15 protein-coding genes are annotated in these 15,819 nt (G+C 47.2%); 13 read left to right on the forward strand and 2 right to left on the reverse strand.

The genetic code is table 11. The features are described 5' to 3' along the window. Positions 1-403: 403 nt before the first annotated feature. Positions 404-1,348 carry a DNA-3-methyladenine glycosylase family protein gene (locus GC096_RS34560; protein ID WP_171637081.1) on the reverse strand — a complete coding sequence of 315 codons (945 nt, stop codon included), beginning with the start codon at positions 1,346-1,348 and terminating at the stop codon, positions 404-406. A gap of 153 nt (positions 1,349-1,501) precedes the next feature. Between GC096_RS34560 and GC096_RS34565 the strand changes: the two genes are divergently transcribed. From GC096_RS34565 to GC096_RS34595, 7 genes are all read left to right on the forward strand, one after another. After that, on the forward strand, positions 1,502-2,044 hold the full coding sequence (locus tag GC096_RS34565) for a bifunctional transcriptional activator/DNA repair enzyme AdaA (protein ID WP_171637084.1): 543 nt from the start codon (positions 1,502-1,504) through the stop codon (positions 2,042-2,044). A gap of 30 nt (positions 2,045-2,074) precedes the next feature. Then, positions 2,075-2,638 (forward strand): methylated-DNA--[protein]-cysteine S-methyltransferase, encoded by a 564-nt coding sequence (locus GC096_RS34570; protein WP_246303185.1) that lies wholly within the window; start codon positions 2,075-2,077, stop codon positions 2,636-2,638. Positions 2,639-2,939: 301 nt separating this feature from the next. Further along, entirely contained in the window at positions 2,940-4,595 is a 1,656-nt protein-coding gene (locus GC096_RS34575) for a spore germination protein (RefSeq protein WP_171637282.1), read from the forward strand. Then, positions 4,543-5,658: a GerAB/ArcD/ProY family transporter gene (locus GC096_RS34580; RefSeq protein WP_171637086.1), complete on the forward strand. Its 1,116-nt coding sequence runs from the start codon at positions 4,543-4,545 to the stop codon at positions 5,656-5,658. Before GC096_RS34575 ends, GC096_RS34580 begins: the two co-directional genes overlap by 53 nt. Then, positions 5,639-6,856: a Ger(x)C family spore germination protein gene (locus GC096_RS34585; RefSeq protein ID WP_171637088.1), complete on the forward strand. Its 1,218-nt coding sequence runs from the start codon at positions 5,639-5,641 to the stop codon at positions 6,854-6,856. The genes GC096_RS34580 and GC096_RS34585 overlap by 20 nt, the downstream gene beginning before the upstream one ends. Before the next feature lie 15 nt (positions 6,857-6,871). Continuing rightward, on the forward strand, positions 6,872-7,072 hold the full coding sequence (locus GC096_RS34590) for a CLC_0170 family protein (RefSeq protein WP_171637090.1): 201 nt from the start codon (positions 6,872-6,874) through the stop codon (positions 7,070-7,072). Between the two features lie 14 nt (positions 7,073-7,086). After that, positions 7,087-7,902 carry an SPL family radical SAM protein gene (locus GC096_RS34595; protein ID WP_171637092.1) on the forward strand — a complete coding sequence of 272 codons (816 nt, stop codon included), beginning with the start codon at positions 7,087-7,089 and terminating at the stop codon, positions 7,900-7,902. A gap of 18 nt (positions 7,903-7,920) precedes the next feature. On the opposite strand, the gene GC096_RS34600 is transcribed toward GC096_RS34595, so the two are convergent. Next, the gene (locus GC096_RS34600) at positions 7,921-8,871 is read right to left on the reverse strand and encodes a helix-turn-helix domain-containing protein (RefSeq protein WP_171637094.1); all 951 of its coding nucleotides are present in this window, start codon (positions 8,869-8,871) and stop codon (positions 7,921-7,923) included. Between the two features lie 179 nt (positions 8,872-9,050). On the opposite strand from GC096_RS34600, the gene GC096_RS34605 reads away from it, so the two are divergent. From GC096_RS34605 to GC096_RS34630, 6 genes are all read left to right on the forward strand, one after another. Beyond that, on the forward strand, positions 9,051-9,788 hold the full coding sequence (locus tag GC096_RS34605; protein WP_171637284.1) for a ThuA domain-containing protein: 738 nt from the start codon (positions 9,051-9,053) through the stop codon (positions 9,786-9,788). Between the two features lie 191 nt (positions 9,789-9,979). Next, positions 9,980-10,831 (forward strand): helix-turn-helix domain-containing protein, encoded by an 852-nt coding sequence (locus GC096_RS34610; RefSeq protein ID WP_171637096.1) that lies wholly within the window; start codon positions 9,980-9,982, stop codon positions 10,829-10,831. Positions 10,832-10,934: 103 nt separating this feature from the next. Continuing rightward, complete coding sequence (locus GC096_RS34615; protein WP_171637098.1) at positions 10,935-12,452, forward strand: ABC transporter substrate-binding protein; 1,518 nt, start codon at positions 10,935-10,937, stop codon at positions 12,450-12,452. Between the two features lie 17 nt (positions 12,453-12,469). Further along, entirely contained in the window at positions 12,470-13,372 is a 903-nt protein-coding gene (locus GC096_RS34620; protein WP_216626359.1) for a carbohydrate ABC transporter permease, read from the forward strand. After that, positions 13,369-14,193, forward strand: a complete 825-nt coding sequence (locus tag GC096_RS34625) for a carbohydrate ABC transporter permease (protein ID WP_171637102.1) — start codon at positions 13,369-13,371, stop codon at positions 14,191-14,193. The genes GC096_RS34620 and GC096_RS34625 overlap by 4 nt, the downstream gene beginning before the upstream one ends. 53 nt (positions 14,194-14,246) lie before the next feature. Continuing rightward, positions 14,247-15,644 (forward strand): sulfatase family protein, encoded by a 1,398-nt coding sequence (locus tag GC096_RS34630; RefSeq protein WP_171637104.1) that lies wholly within the window; start codon positions 14,247-14,249, stop codon positions 15,642-15,644. Positions 15,645-15,819 lie beyond the last annotated feature (175 nt).

Consider the following 15,819-nt stretch of genomic DNA (forward strand, 5'->3'; position numbering starts at 1 on the left):
TTGCTCAAAAGGGTGAAATGTTGAGTAATTAGCTACATGAAATACAGTTAAATGGATTTATAACTGAAATTCGCCGAATTTAGCTACATGAAATACAGTTATTTCAGCGGCAACGGGGTGAGCGAGTATGGGGGCGTCAGTGGCAACGAGGCGATAAGGCCAGCGGCTGCGGAGTGGGGGTATATGGGGGCGTCAGTGGCAACGAGGTGATAAGGCCAGCGGCGGCAGAGTGAGCGCATAGGGGGCTGCGGGGACGGGGTTACTTGGGTGCCGACTGGTGGCGACAAGTTGGCGCACCTGACGGCGATTGGCCGTGATGGTGCGAGTACGACGAGGCGATAGGGATAGCGTCCCCTCACCGCGCCTAGCGCCGACCACCCCCGCCGCGCCCAACAGCCGCAGCCTAATACAAAACCCGCCACAAGTAAAACGTGGCGTAGGCTTCCCAGCCCCGCCAACCCTCCGCGAGCTGGCGGATCTCTTCAAGCGAAGGCTTGGCCTCCAGGCCAAGCACATGCTTCAGCGCGTTATGCAGGCCGACGTCGGCCAACGGGAACGCAGCGGGGTTGCGCAGACAGCGCATCAGCACGTAATTGGCCGTCCAGGGGCCGATGCCGCGAATGCGCAGCAGATCTTTTTCCATGGCTAGGAAATCGCTCATCGCAAGCAGCCCAGCCTTGGACAACGATCCTTCCGCCATGAGATTGGCAACGCCAATGAGGTACTCCGCTTTTTTACCCGTGAATTGTAAAGCGGTTAGATCTTCTGTCCTGAGAGCAGCGATCCGCTCCGGCGTCGGGAACGCCCAATACGTTCGTCCCTCCCAATCTAGCGATGTGCCGAAGGTTTCGACTAGACGTCTTTTGAGCGTATAGGCAAAAGCCAAATTAATCTGCTGACCGATAATCCCCCAGCTCATCGCCTCAAACAAATCGGGAATCCCCATCAGGCGCAGCCCTCGGAATTCCTCCGTCACTTGCTGCAGAATCGAATCCTCCATCGCATACAATGGCGTCAAATCCGTCCCCAAATCAAACCACTCCCACACATAGCGAGCGATATCATCGCGGACTGCAGCGGTTAAACTAGCACCACTATAGTGGACAATTCGGATATGTAGCTCCTCGTCATCCTCACTGTGGACAGCGATAAGCGCGAGGTTATCCCCAACGGGCAGCAGCTTATAGATGCTGGAGTTATCCACAACGAATAGGCACTCATTGGTGGAGCGACTTAAATAACCGATATTTTGCTCGTATCGAAAAGGCCCAGGCAGAACTAGCGAGAGCGTGCTCGAAGGTTCGTGCCATTGTAGGCGGGATGGGTCAAAAGCTTGCAGGTGTGGCATCGTCATTCTCCTTAATGGTAGGAAGTCGTTACTTGCATTATCGCCGAGATCGGCTTTTGTAATCTTGCTTTCTCATCTCGGAACCCTTACAACCACAGGTCTGTTTGGGTATACTGAGCTTATAAAAGAAACACAAGGTGAGGGGCATCCGGTATGCAGGAGCGGTATTGGCAAGCCATCGTTGCAAATGATGCGGCGTATGATGGGACGTTTTATTATGCAGTGGCGACGACAGGGATTTTCTGCCGGCCATCCTGTAAATCCAGGCTTCCGAAGAGGGAGCATGTGCGTATTTTTCATCACCAGCAAGCAGCAATGGAAGCAAGTTTTCGTCCTTGTAAAAGGTGTCGGCCTGACGGCATCCGGCTTCCCGATGAAGCCTGGGTTGCGGAAATGAAGGCGCATATCGAAGAGCACTTCGCTGAACCGCTGTCGTTAGCGACGCTTTCGGACCATTTCTATGCGAGTACGTATCATCTGCAAAGGACTTTCAAACGAGTAGCTGGCGTGACGCCGCTTATGTATATCCAAGAGGTCCGGCTTGCAGCAGCTAAAAAGCTTCTAATCACCACGGACATGCCCGTGCAGGTGATCGGTTCGCAGGTGGGGATGGCGAATGCTGCGCATTTTGCGACATTGTTTCAGAAGAAAACAGGACTTACGCCGACAGAGTTTCGGCAACAGCCCATGCATTAACGATAACCGAGTTGGGAGGTTGGTTGCAACATGGTGAGAGAAGTTATGGAAAGTGTGGGTACCCTAACGATTTACTGGGGTGCGGTTCGGGTGCAGGATCGTCATTTCGTGATGGCGGTAACGGATGTAGGGTTGGGTTACTTGCAGTTTCAGAAAGGTGACGCGAGAGATGGCGTTGACGTTGAAGCGTGGCAAGAATTCACCCAATGGGCGAGAAAGATTGGACATCCGAGCGGATGGATTCAGCAAGCGGATAGGTTAAAGCCTTACATGCAGCAGCTGGACGAGTATTTGAGTGGGGAGCGAATAAGTTTTGAACTGCCATTGGATCTGCGGGGGACGGCGTTTCAACAGTCGGTGTGGAGAGCGTTGCACGAAATTGCCCATGGTGAAACGGTGAGTTATTCACAGGTAGCCCAAAAGCTAGATAGATCCAGTGCGGTACGTGCGGTTGGCACTGCTATCGGCGCAAATCCTGTGCTTATCGTTGTACCTTGTCATCGCGTCGTAGGGAAGGATGGCGCACTGACGGGCTATCGCGGCGGTTTGGGGAATAAGGAGAAGCTTCTGCAGTTGGAGGCGCAGGGGAAGTAGGACGTTGAATTACTATCCGATGTAGGAAGGGTTTTTCAACTTTGTGGGAGTTGTTTATTGTCACTTATCGATGACAGTAAGCGGCTCCTATTCGCCGTTATTGATAATAAATTCATTCCCATTCACGCCTCCATGCATAGAATCCCAAATATAGATAAAAATACGGGGAAGGAAATGAATGGGAATAGGAAGCTGAAATCATTTTGAGCGTATGTACAGGGACAGGGGGGCGAATTGCGTGACCTTTTGGAGTTGGAATAAGCTACGGACCAAACAAACATCCCAAAGTCAGCAGCCTCGGATGATACCGCTGAAGAATTCACCTGCTCACCAAGTTATGGAAGACAATAAAGAGGCAAGTGTCGGTACGCAACTCGAAGAGACAATTACATTCGTTCAGAAGATACTTGGCGAAAATGACGATTTCATCATACGCCGATTTTGCATATTTTATGATCAACCAGCAGTCGTGATGTATTTCCCTGACTTGATTGATAAACAGTATTTGAACGATCATATTTTAAAGCCGTTGATGTTAACGTCCTCTCATGATTATGCTAAAGCAGCAGGCAGCTCTATGAAAGATTTTCTTTTGAACGATACGTTATATGCGTGTGAGGGTAGAACGGAAACACAGCTGAATGAAATTATCCAAGCCATTGTAGAAGGGAAAACGGCTCTTCTCGTTGATGGCGTAACCGATGCATTTATCTTCAGTACACGCCATGTGGACAAGCGAGCGATCACGCAACCAGAGACTGAACAGGTGATTCGCGGCGCACGGGAAGGATTCATTGAAATAATGGGTACGAATTTGGCGTTACTTCGCTATCGTCTCCCGACGCCGGATTTACGAATAAAAACGATTCGAATAGGACGTATCACCAAATCCATAGTTGCGCTCTGCTACATTGATGGCATTGTGAATCCTGCACTCGTAGAGGAAGTGTTCAGACGTTTATCGTTGATTGATATTGATGGCATCCTAGACGCGGGGTATCTGGAACAGTTTATTGAAGATAACCATTTCTCCCCGTTCCCGCAAATTCAAAATACCGAACGACCGGATAAAGCGGTCGCCAATCTGTTGGAAGGCAGAGTTATCCTGCTTGTAGATGGATCTCCGTTTGCGCTCATATTGCCTACGGTATTCAGTCAATTTTATCAAACGGTCGAAGACTATTCAGAGAGGTTTCTTCTCGTCAGTTTTATACGACTATCACGTTTGGTAGCTCTGATTTTCTCACTGATTTTCCCATCGTTATATGTGGCCCTAATTTCATTTAATCCGGAATTAATCCCTACTGAGTTTGCGGTAGCGGTAGCGGGGGGAAGAGCGGGAGTGCCTTTCCCTTCCGTCATAGAAGTGTTGATCATGGAGATATCCATGGAAGTATTAAGGGAAGCAACACTTCGGCTGCCGCAGCAGGTTGGTGGAGCGCTCTCCATTGTTGGTGTGCTTGTTGTTGGGCAGGCAGCGGTTGCGGCAGGATTTATTTCACCGATTACGGTTGTTATTATCGCCTTGACGACGATCGGTTCCTTTGCCACACCGGCTTACAATGCGGCCCTGGCCCTGAGACTGCTGCGCTTTCCACTTGTGATTTTATCTGGCATTTTCGGTCTATATGGGGTGATGATCGGGTTGATTCTGATCGCCAACCATATGCTTTCCTTAAAGTCGTTCGGTGTTCCTTACTTAAGCCCGCTAGTCCCAGGTAATTTCCAAGGGATGAAGGATACGCTAGCTCGGCTGCCGCTGTGGTCTATGCCGAAGAGGCCAGCACTTTTACACACACCTAATGACAACCGTCTTGGGAAAATAACAAAAGAAATGAGTGAAGAAGCGCCAAACAACACATTAGACCCTTTGAAAGTCGGAGATACAAGGAGGAACGTAACCGATGGAGCATCCTCGCCAGGTAACAGTGATACAAGCGGCGATCATACTGATTAGTACAATCATTGGGGTGGGGGTGTTAGCCCTCTCGTTATTTGCTGTCAGAGCAGCCGATTCAGGGGCGCCTCTTGTCACATTGCTAGGCTTTTTGGTTGGTTTATTAGGACTTTGGTTATTAACCAAGCTTGGGATGCGTTTTCCCACGAAATCTATTATTGAGTACAGCGAGGATCTGATTGGTAAATGGCCGGCGCGTGGATTTAGTGTTTTGATTATCTTGTTCTTTTGCTTGATTACAGCCCTGGCATCACGTGAATTTGGGGAGGTTGTCGTCACTTCCGTTTTAACTAAAACACCCCTAGAGGTGACTGTGATCGTTATGTTGCTGCTAGCGGCTGTTTCTTCTCGCGTAGATATAACGACATTTACTTACTTTCACCATTTTTATTTCCCGATCATCGTATTTCCGGGACTAGTTATTGTCGTGCTCTCACTAAAGAATGCACACTTAATTAATCTTCTTCCCCTGTGGGGCAATGAACCAACCGGTATGCCAATGGGAATTCTCACGATGGCTGCCTTATTTCAAGGCTCATTTGTCATGACGATCGTCATACCTGCGATGCGCAGGCCGGAGAAAGCATTGATTGCTGGGTTTATTGGTATGTTAGCAGCTGGGTCCTTTTATATACTTATCGTGATTGCTACCGTGGGCGTCTTCGGAGCTGAGGAAATTAAAAAATTAGTTTGGCCAACGCTGGAATTAGCCAAAACTACATCATTGCCCGCCAATATCCTAGAGCGTTTAGATGGTGCATTTCTTGCTGTATGGGTTACCGCCGTATTTACGACATTGTTGTCTTCCTATTATTTAGCCATATATTTCTCAAGCCAGCTTTTGCGTTTGCGAGATCATAAAATGTTTGCCTTCTTGCTTGTTCCCTTTATCTATGTCTTCGCGATGTTCTCACAAAATCTGCTGCAGATGTATGAAATCATTCAAATTGTCGGTCGCTGGGGACTAGTCTTCACAGTTGCGTATCCATTTGTCTTATTTGTTGTGGCCATGATTCGAAAGAAGAAAAAACGGGGTGATCAACTTGTGGCAAAATCTGATTAAACAGATTCTTGTTTTCGTGTTGGTTGCCCCTTTGCTGACAGGCTGCTGGGATCGCCTAGAAATCGAAGATCGCGCTGTCGTCCTGGCGATTGGCATTGATAAGGCGAAGCCAGGTGATGAGAAAGAAAGCAGCAATGCTACGCATATTCTGAACCAGGATCCAGAGGCTAACAAGGGACTCATTCGTATCACCGTCCAAATTGCTGTTCCGGGCCGCATTCCGCTAGGTGCAGGGAGCGGATCCGGCAGCTCTTCTGGGGAAAAACCGGTTTGGGTGTTGACCAGCGTCGGATATACCATTGATGACGCATTATTGAATCTTCAGCAACAGCTCGCAGATCGGTTGTTTTTTGGCCATTTACGGGTCATCGTGATTTCGGAAGCCGTAGCCAAAAAAGGGATCGAGAATGAAAACGACTTCTTTCGGCGTCAACCTCAGGTCAGAAGAACCGTTTGGATGGTCGTATCCAAAGGAAACGCAGCCGACATCATTAAAGCCAATCCGCAATTAGAGCGCGTTCCGACTTTATATTTGCTCGCTACCCTGGAACATTCTCGAGAAAGGGGCACTCTGCCCAACATTTTCTTGGGTGTCTTTTTAAGTGCGAATTCTGCCAAGGGGCAGGCAGGGATGCTTCCTTATTTGGAATTAAAGAAGGAATCGAACATTGAGCTTGCTGGGATGGCCTATTTTAAAAACGATAAAATGGTTGGCGTCACAACAGCCTTGCAAATCGGACATTATATGGCGATCAAACAAATTAACCCAGGGGGGTATAGTGTTCTTCAAAAAATGCCAGGCTCAAAAACGTTGGTTATTTTTAAATCTACTCACCGAAAGTCCAGAATAACGACAACTATCAAAAATGGCAACGTGCATACCATCATAAAATGCCAAATCGAGGGAGATTTAACGGAGAAATCGAATAAAAAGGTGTTCATTACAAAAGAAAATTTGAAGAAGCTGGAGGAGAAAATTCAAGAAGACGCTAACGTGGGATTCGGGAAATTAATTCAGCAGACTCAGAAGGATGGCAGTGACATTTTCGGTTTCGGTGAATATGTGCGCGCGACGCAGCCAGCCTACTGGAACAAGGAAATCAAAACCGAGGAATCATGGCAAAATCAATATAAAGAGATGTCCTTCGATGTCACGGTACACGTTAAGATTAGACGAATTGGGACGAAAACCAACTAGGGAAGGATCCGGCCAATGATTACCTTTAACAATTACACGGTTTTGCTGCTGTTGATCTCTGGGTTGCTCGTGTTAGTTTTCGATGTAAAAAATTATAAGAAGGCTAACATGCTCAAAGAGAAAAAAGGAGCTTTATTTGCAGGATGGTTCAATATCTCTTTAGGAGTCCTTTCGTTCTTCGGCTATTGGGTGTATGAGAAATGGTTCTGGAAATAAAAGGAGGTTCACCTATGGTTAATGTGCAGCGTAAGCAATCGAAGCAGCTGCTGACCAAAGCGAGCGGTTTCCTCGAAGGCTACTCGCATACGTTGAATCCGTACACGGGCTGCGCCTTCGCCTGCTCCTACTGCTACGTTCGGCAGATGCCGGTGGCGCTGTTCCGCAGCGAAGCTTGGGGCAGTTGGGTCGACGTGAAGGAGAACGCGCCCGCGCTCCTCGCCAAGGAACTGGCGCGGGCCAAGAGCAAAGGGCCCGTCACGATCTTCTTCTCCTCGGCGACGGACCCGTATCAGCCGATCGAATACAAGGAGCGCCTCACCCGCGCGCTCCTCGAGGTGATGTCCGTGGCGCAGCCGGACTTCTTGTTCGTGCAAACCCGCAGCCCGCTCGTGACGCGGGATGCGGACCTGTTTCAGCTGCTCGGCGACCGCGTCCGAGTCAGCATGACGGTGGAGACGGACCGCGAGGACATCCGCCGCGCGTTCACCCCGTCCGCGCCACCGATCGCGGCGCGGCTGGAAGCACTTCGCGAGCTCGCGGCTCGCGGGATTCCGGTGCAGGCCACGATAGCGCCAGCGCTGCCCAGCTCGGATGGCTTCGCCGAGCGGCTCGCGGGCATCGTGGATCGGGTGTGCATCGACGATTACTTCATGGGCGATGGCAGTGGGGGAGGGCGCACGGCACGCATCGGCGTGCGCGCCATTTATGACGCGCTGGAGCTGACCGACTGGTACAGTCGGGATGCGTATCGGCGAGTGCACGAACAGCTCCTGCGGCATTTTCCGCAGGAGCGTGTCTTCATCAGCCAGGCGGGATTCCTCCCCTGAGGCCTGCTGATCTGCACTCTATTTTGCCTCGACTGGTTGCTCCTCCTGCACCTCCGTATGATCTCGGAGCCGCTGCTTAAATTCTTTAGGCGAGCATTGATTGTATCGCTTGAAAAGCTTGTAGAACTGAGCCATGTTCTGAATGCCGGCTTCATAACTAATTTCCATAATGCTGAGATCCCCTGTGAGCAGGAGGCGCTCGGCTTTTTTGATACGTTTATAATTCACATAATCAATAAAGGATAGTCCCATCACTTTTTTAAAATACTTAATAAAGTAATGATAACTCAGATTCAGAATGCGGCATACATCTTCGACCGTAATTCGTTCTGTCAAATGCTCATCGATATACTTCAATGCTGGGCGTAAACGTGAGATGCCAGAATCCTCAGTAAGCCCAGCTAGATCACGTTTATCATTGCGCAGAAGGAGCAACAGGAGGTGCTTAATGGCAGCAACAATGGCTAGTTCATAGCCGACGGTACGCGTTTGTGACTCCTCGTGAATTTGCCGGATAAGCTGGTAAGCGTTTGCTCTAACCGCGCTATTTGAACGAAAAAGTTCATTAAACGGTTCGAGGGAATGCGTCAACTCCGAAAATAAATGCAAATAAGCGAGTGTGCTCAAATCGAAATGCTGTGTCAGATCAATTTGAAATACAATTTGGTGCAAAGGCGCTTCAGAGTATTTATGTGTGCGATGGGGCTGTGAGGAACCAAGCAGCAAGACATCCCCTGCCTCCATAATCGTATAGGCATCTTTCGTTTGGATGCCGAGTTGACCCTGAGTTACGACGAGAAACTCAACCTGTTTATGCCAATGCCATGTCCAAGGGTCAGGCAAACCACATTGGGGGGAGTCGTATTGGATTTCCCATATTTTCAAGAAAAGAAGCGGGTTCTGGTACACGACTTCTTCATTTTTAATTTCAGTTAAATTTGCAGGACTAAGAGTAGGGTTGATAGGCATGGAATACCTCACTAAGCTGGACATTTTCGAATAAGATTTCGTCTCAATAAGTATAACATTGCGAGACATCCGATGACACTATTGAATAAGAAGTAAGCACAATTCTGCCTTTCCTTGGCACTTGAGAAAACCTATACTCAGAAGTAAGAATGAATACGCTATCGTGGAGGCATGAAATGATGAGTAAACCATTAAATGTAACCGTTTGGAACGAATTTCGTCATGAAAAAGAAAACGAGAAAGTCCGCGCTGCCTATCCAGATGGTATTCACACAGCCATTGGCGAGGGACTGAGCGGTTCCGTCCAAGTCACCTATGCAACATTAGACGATCCCGAACATGGTTTATCGGAAGAAGTCTTGAACAATACGGACGTCCTGATCTGGTGGGGTCATAAAGCACACGGCGAAGTACAAGATGAGATCGTAGCTCGTGTTCAAAAGCGTGTGTGGGCAGGCATGGGCTTAATCGTCCTGCATTCCGGTCACTTCTCCAAAGTGTTCAAAACCCTTATGGGTACATCATGTGATCTCAAATGGCGCGAAGCTGACGAGAAAGAGCGCCTATGGGTCGTTGCTCCAGGTCATCCGATCGTGGAAGGCATTGGCGAGTACATTGATCTGGAGGCAGAGGAAATGTACGGGGAGCATTTTGACATCCCACAACCGGATGAACTAATCATGGTTTCTTGGTTCGAAGGCGGCGAAGTATTCCGCAGCGGATGTACGTTCCATCGCGGGAACGGGAAGATTTTCTACTTCCGTCCAGGTCATGAAACATACCGTACGTACTACAATGAGCAAATCCGCCGCGTCATCTCCAATGCGGTTCAGTGGGCAGCGCCAACTACGCGCGAGTATCCGAAATACGGTAACCACAAGCCATTGGAAGAGATTAAAGCGAAGGTTAATGCTTAACATCATAGCGTAGCGAAGTATCGAGCATGCTCCCAAATCTTTGGGGGCATGCTTTTTGCTGTTTGCAATGAGTTGATTTTGCTCATCTTGTCATTTAAACTTCATACATAGTTGAGCGGCGCCTCTGGGATGACAATCTTGTTATCTCAGGAGCTTTTTTTTCGTAACCATACCCAATAAGGAGTGAATCCATGTCAACTCAGATCGAGGATCTATATGCGATTACGTTGTTTGATGTTAAAAAAATACAATACTACTCTCGGATCATGTTTGATTTCGATCAGCCTTATCTGACGGTATCTTATATCAAAAAAGGGGAGGTTATTACAACAGACGACGGTAAAGAGTATATAGCCAAAACCGGAGATGTTATGATTCATCGCCCCCATACGCCTTTTAATGTTATTTCACAGGAAGAAGGTGTTCATTACCTTCTCAGTTTGAAATTAGATGTCAGGGAAGGCGAAGATTTCTTCCAACTGTTTCCCTTGGATAAAGTGATTAAAATCAGAGACTCCGCTCTGTATGAGAAGAAGTTCGACGAGCTTCAAGACTTATGGCAGCAGAAAAATGAGGAGCTCTCTTCTATGCAGTCGGTCTTTCTAGCGCTCTTTCTGATTCATGAAATTGTAGAAAGCTCTAAAATCGGTGAGAAACGCAAATCCAGAGAGACGTTCGAGATTGCCCGGTTTAATTACGCCCTGCATTATATCGAGAAGGGGCTGGAACGCAATATTACTCGCGAGGAATTAGCGGAAATTTACCATATGAATCCGGTCTATTTTAGCCGGGCCTTTAAACAGGTGTATGATCTAACGCCGATGCAAATGCTTCAAAAAATGCGCGTTATGCAAGCCAAGCGAATGCTGGAAGACCCCGAGAATACGATTGAATTTATTTCTCAAAAATGCGGCTTCTACGATGCGTCTCATTTCAACCGTGCTTTTCAAAAAACATTCCGCATGTCCCCCAATCAATTTCGAAAAAGTATCAAAAGTACAAAAATTGGAATCGCGTCTACATGGTCTGAGGATAAATTGTAAGATAACATAATAGTTAAATCGAAGGCATCCAATCCTCATTGCGCACCCTACACGAGCTTTCGTTCAGGAAGTAATTTTTTCAAACATAAAGGGGGATATACCATTGGTACAAAAACGGAAGTATGCTGCCTTATTCATCGGATCTGCTCTAATTGTACAAAGCATGACGGCGTGTTCAGCTTCAAATCCGAATCCGACTAGCACAGGAACGCCTGTTGCAACAGGAACTGCCGGGGACAAAGCTCAGACGTCGACATCCGGAGAAAAAGTTACCTTGCGCGTGATGGACTGGGCAGACAGCGAGAAGCCTTTTCGTGAAAAATTTATCAAAGATTTTGAAGCCAAATACCCCAACATCAAAATCGAATATACGCTAATGAGCGTGGATCAGTTTCAGAATACCATTACAACCGCGATTAAATCGGGGGATGCACCGGATCTATACCCAATACCCGGCAACATGTCATTAAGCATGGCGGTAAAGGGAGAGTGGTATCAGCCGTTAGATCCTTATATTGATGACGCTTTCAAAAATCAATTCGCAGATGGCGCCTTTGTTGAAGGCTCGACCATGCTAAATGGGAAAATCTATTCCATTCCGGCCATGGCGAGTGTGCCGAGTACACTTGTATTTTACAATAAGCAGTTGTTTCGAGATGCCGGATTAGACCCCGAAAACCCGCCAAAGACGTACACGGAATTCCGCCAAGCCGCTAAGAAAATTACAGAAGCAGGTAAAGGCAAAGCTTTCGGTATCATCGAGGGCGGTAAACAAATCGGTCGATGGAAATTAGCGGCTATGGACTGGTCGGCACTGGGAGGCAGCGGTCTAAATCAACAATCGCCGATCAGTTTGGTCACGCATGATGCTAACTATGACAGTAAAGAAGTACTTGATGTCATGAATTTATTCAAGGGGTTGAAGGATGACGGAAGTTTCCATCCGAAGACGATGAGCATATCTGCACCTGAAGCCCGAGCCTTATTTGGAGAAGGTCAAGCAGGCTTTATCTTGCAGGGGGAATGGTCGATTGGCGTATGGAAACGTGACAACCCTAACTTGGACTTTGGTGTCATGGCGCCTCCTGTTCCGGACGCAGGTCAGAAGGGCTTCCTGCCTAGATCCAGCTATAGTCCTTGGATTGGCATGTCCAAAACAACGAAGCATCCCAAAGAAGCTGCCTTGTATTTAAAGGAGTACTTCAATAAAGATTATCAGTCCGTGCTCGTTAAAGCGGGAGATCGCTTCTCTATTCTCAAAGAGGTTAACGAGAGCTCATCGGAAATACCACAATTCAAGCAGTACTATGATATTGCACAGAAGTATTCGCGTTTAGTGCCTAATCCGCAAATCAGGAACCCTGAGCTTGCAAGTGTTTACGGGAATTATAAGGATGTTCAGCCAGGTGTAGGTGATATTCTCCAAGGCGTTGTTGCCGGGGCAATTAAAGAGCCCAATTCGGCACTTAAGCAGTTATCTGATATTGTCGATAAGTCATTAGATACAGCGATTGCGAAGGCAAAGTCGGAAGGCGCGAAAGTAGATAAAAATGATTTCATTTTCTCTAACTGGAGTTCTGACAAAAATTACTCGCAGCAAGATTATAAGTCAATTCAATGACGGGGAGTTCGCGCATCATGAAAACCAAGTGGAGAATTGAATTATGGTGTTGGTTATTCCTACTTCCTACTGTAGCCCTGTTCGTTCTGTTTCAAGGCTGGCCGATCGCGGCCAGCTTCTACTACGCCATGTTGGATTGGTCGGGTTTAACGTCAGATTCAACGTTTGTCGGGCTACGTAATTTTGTTGACGTGGCGAAGGATCCTTATTTTTGGAATGCGTATAAAAATAGTTTTAAATTTATGTTAGGTGTAGTCCCATTAAATCTCCTTGTGCCCTTAATACTTGCCGTTGTTTTGAATCGCCCCAGGCTTAAGGGAGCCAGCATATATCGGACGTTAATCTTTCTGCCAGTAGTCACGACGACATCGATTGTCGGTATTATCATGGTTTTCATCTGGGGCAGTGACGGAGCGGTGAATGATGCGCTGATGAAAATAGGTTGGCTCGATACGCCGATTAATTGGTTAGGCGACGCGAAATGGTCAATGTTTACCGTTATTCTCATCTCGGTGTGGAAAAACTTAGGGATTAACATGATTTATTGGCTTGCCGGACTGCAGAGCATCCCGAAGGATCTTTATGAGGCGGCTGAAGTGGATGGCGCAAGAGGGACCAAATTATTCGTGCATATCACGATACCTCTTCTATTGCCGATAGGAGCCGTCATCTTATTGCTAAATGTCGTCAACTCGCTGAAGGTGTTTGATTTAATTAAAACGATGACGAACGGAGGCCCCTTCTTCGCCACGGATGTTGTGTCCACGTATATTTACAGGTACGCATTTTCCAGTGAAATGGGATTGCCTCAATTGGGATATGCTTCGGCAGCGGGTCTGTTCTTTGCCGTAACGATTAGTATTCTAGCCATTATCCAATCCGTGCTGAATAAACGAATTAAAGGTCGTGCAAAATCATGAAAATCTTTCGATTATCCATGTTTCACGTCGTCATGACTGCTTTTTGTCTTGTATGGATCTATCCGTTCTTATGGATGGTTGCAGCATCCTTCAAAACCCAAAGTGAGTTCTTTGCAAACGGCCTTAAGCTGCTTCCGAACAGCTTTCAGATGGGCAATTTGATCAGAGCGTGGAATGAAGCGAACTTTGAGCGGTACTTTCTAAATAGTGTGGTTATCTCCATCAGCACCATCCTCATCGTACTTATCGCAACAGCAACTTGCGGCTATGTGCTTGGCAGGTATACGTTCAGAGGGAAGAAGTTGCTCTTAGGGGTACTAGTTGCCAGCATGTTTGTACCCATGGAGTTTGCGATTATTCCGATCTATGATCTCATCAAACATTTGGGACTGATGAACAATTTGCTCGGGGTTATTCTTGCGGAAGCGGGAGGGGCGCATATTATATTTATCCTGCTTTTCTCAACGTTCTTCAGTCAAATTCCGAAGGAGCTGGAGGAAGCTTCCATCATGGATGGTTGCGGATTTTTAAGAACATTTCTGACGATCATGCTTCCGTTATCCAAGCCCATCGTCGGCAGTGTAACGATCATGCAGTTCATTTGGTCTTGGAACTCGTTCATGATTCCTTTAATACTAACGCTCAGTTCCCCCAATCTCCGTCCTCTTGCTGTTGGGTTGTATGCATTAAGGGGAGAGAACGTTGTGGATTGGACAGGGATTGCGGCCGGAGGTACGATCGCCATTCTTCCGATTATTGTTATTTTCTTGTTCTTGCAGCGCTACTTTGTAGATGGGATTGCTGGGGCAGTGAAGGGTTAATGAATAGATACAGCATGTACAATAACAGAAGTGAAAGGCTGGTTACATAATTTATGAGAATCCTCTATTTGGATTTAGATTCTTTGCGTCCCGATCATCTCGGCTGTTATGGTTACCATCGTGCGACCTCTCCGAATATTGATCGTATCGCAGCCGAGGGTGTTAGATTTAACAACTATTACTGCTCGGATGCGCCGTGTATGCCATCCAGAACAGCTTTAATGTCTGGCAAATTCGGCATCCATACAGGCGTTGTCGGACATGGTGGGACAGCTGCGGATATGAGACGCGAAGGAATGGAGCGGGGTTTCAGCGATCGGTTAGCGTCGGAGAGCCTTCCTGGCGTATTGCGCAAGATTGGCATGAAAACGGCATCGATCAGTACCTTCGCAGAAAGACATTCCGTGTGGACGTTTAATGCAGGGTTCAATGAAGTTTTCAATGTGGGGGATAAAGGTGGAGAATCCGCTGATAAAGTACTGCCTGTTGCGCTTAAATGGTTGGAGGATAATGCGAAGACGGATGACTGGTTCTTACATCTGAATTTCTGGGATCCGCACACCCCTTATAGAACGCCAGACCACGTAGGCAATCCTTTTGTTGACGACCCCATGCCGGCATGGATCACAGAAGAGGTGTTTCAACAGCACAAGCTCAAAAATGGGCAGCACAGTATTGAAGATATGAATAAGCTTGCCAAGTCGCATTATTTCAGACATCCAAGGCATAACCAAACGATTGAGGAGCATAATGATTTAAGGACCATAATTGATAATTATGATTGCGCAATTCGCTATATGGATGAACATATCGGGCAGGTGCTGCACATGCTTGATCAGCTGGGTGTATTGGAGGATACAGCGATAATAGTTAGTGCGGATCATGGGGAGAATATGGGGGAGTTAGGCATTTACTCCGAGCACGGAACAGCGGATCAGGGGACCTGCCGAATTCCAATGATTTTCCGCTGGCCAGGTGGCCTTAAAGGAAATGTAGACGAGGGTCTCCATTATCAACTTGATCTCGCCCCTACATTGGCAAGCTTGCTTGATACGGAGAAACCTGAGTCTTGGGATGGCTTGAGCTATGCGGAAAGTATTACGGAAGGTACACATACAGGAAGGCCATACTTGGTTGTATCCCAGTGCGCACATGTCTGCCAGCGAAGCGTCAGATTTGAGAATTGGCTGTATATCCGAACGTATCACGACGGTTATCACGGGTTTCCCAAAGATATGCTGTTTGATTTGGACAATGATCCCTACGAACAGTACAATCTTGTTGAAGAAAGAAGCGATATCCACATGAAAGCTGTCTATTTGCTTAATGAATGGCACGATGACATGATGCTGTCGATGAAAGAAGACATAGATCCGTTGTGGACCGTTATGAAAGAAGGCGGACCTTACCACGCGAAGGAATATAAGCAAATATTGAATGCTGTGAAATGAGTGACTAGCCTAACGACATGAAAGTACCTATTAAGAACCTTGATAAATCAAGGTTCTTTTTCATTTGTACGGATTTTCATGTCGTTTTATTAGAACGTGAAAATCCCAAAGTTCCATCAACATTTTTTCGAAAATATAAGCTAAGCAATCCATTGCTACTTTTACTATTTTTTTG

This window comes from Paenibacillus plantarum, from assembly GCF_013141695.1.
In the GTDB taxonomy this organism is placed as follows: domain Bacteria; phylum Bacillota; class Bacilli; order Paenibacillales; family NBRC-103111; genus Paenibacillus_E; species Paenibacillus_E plantarum.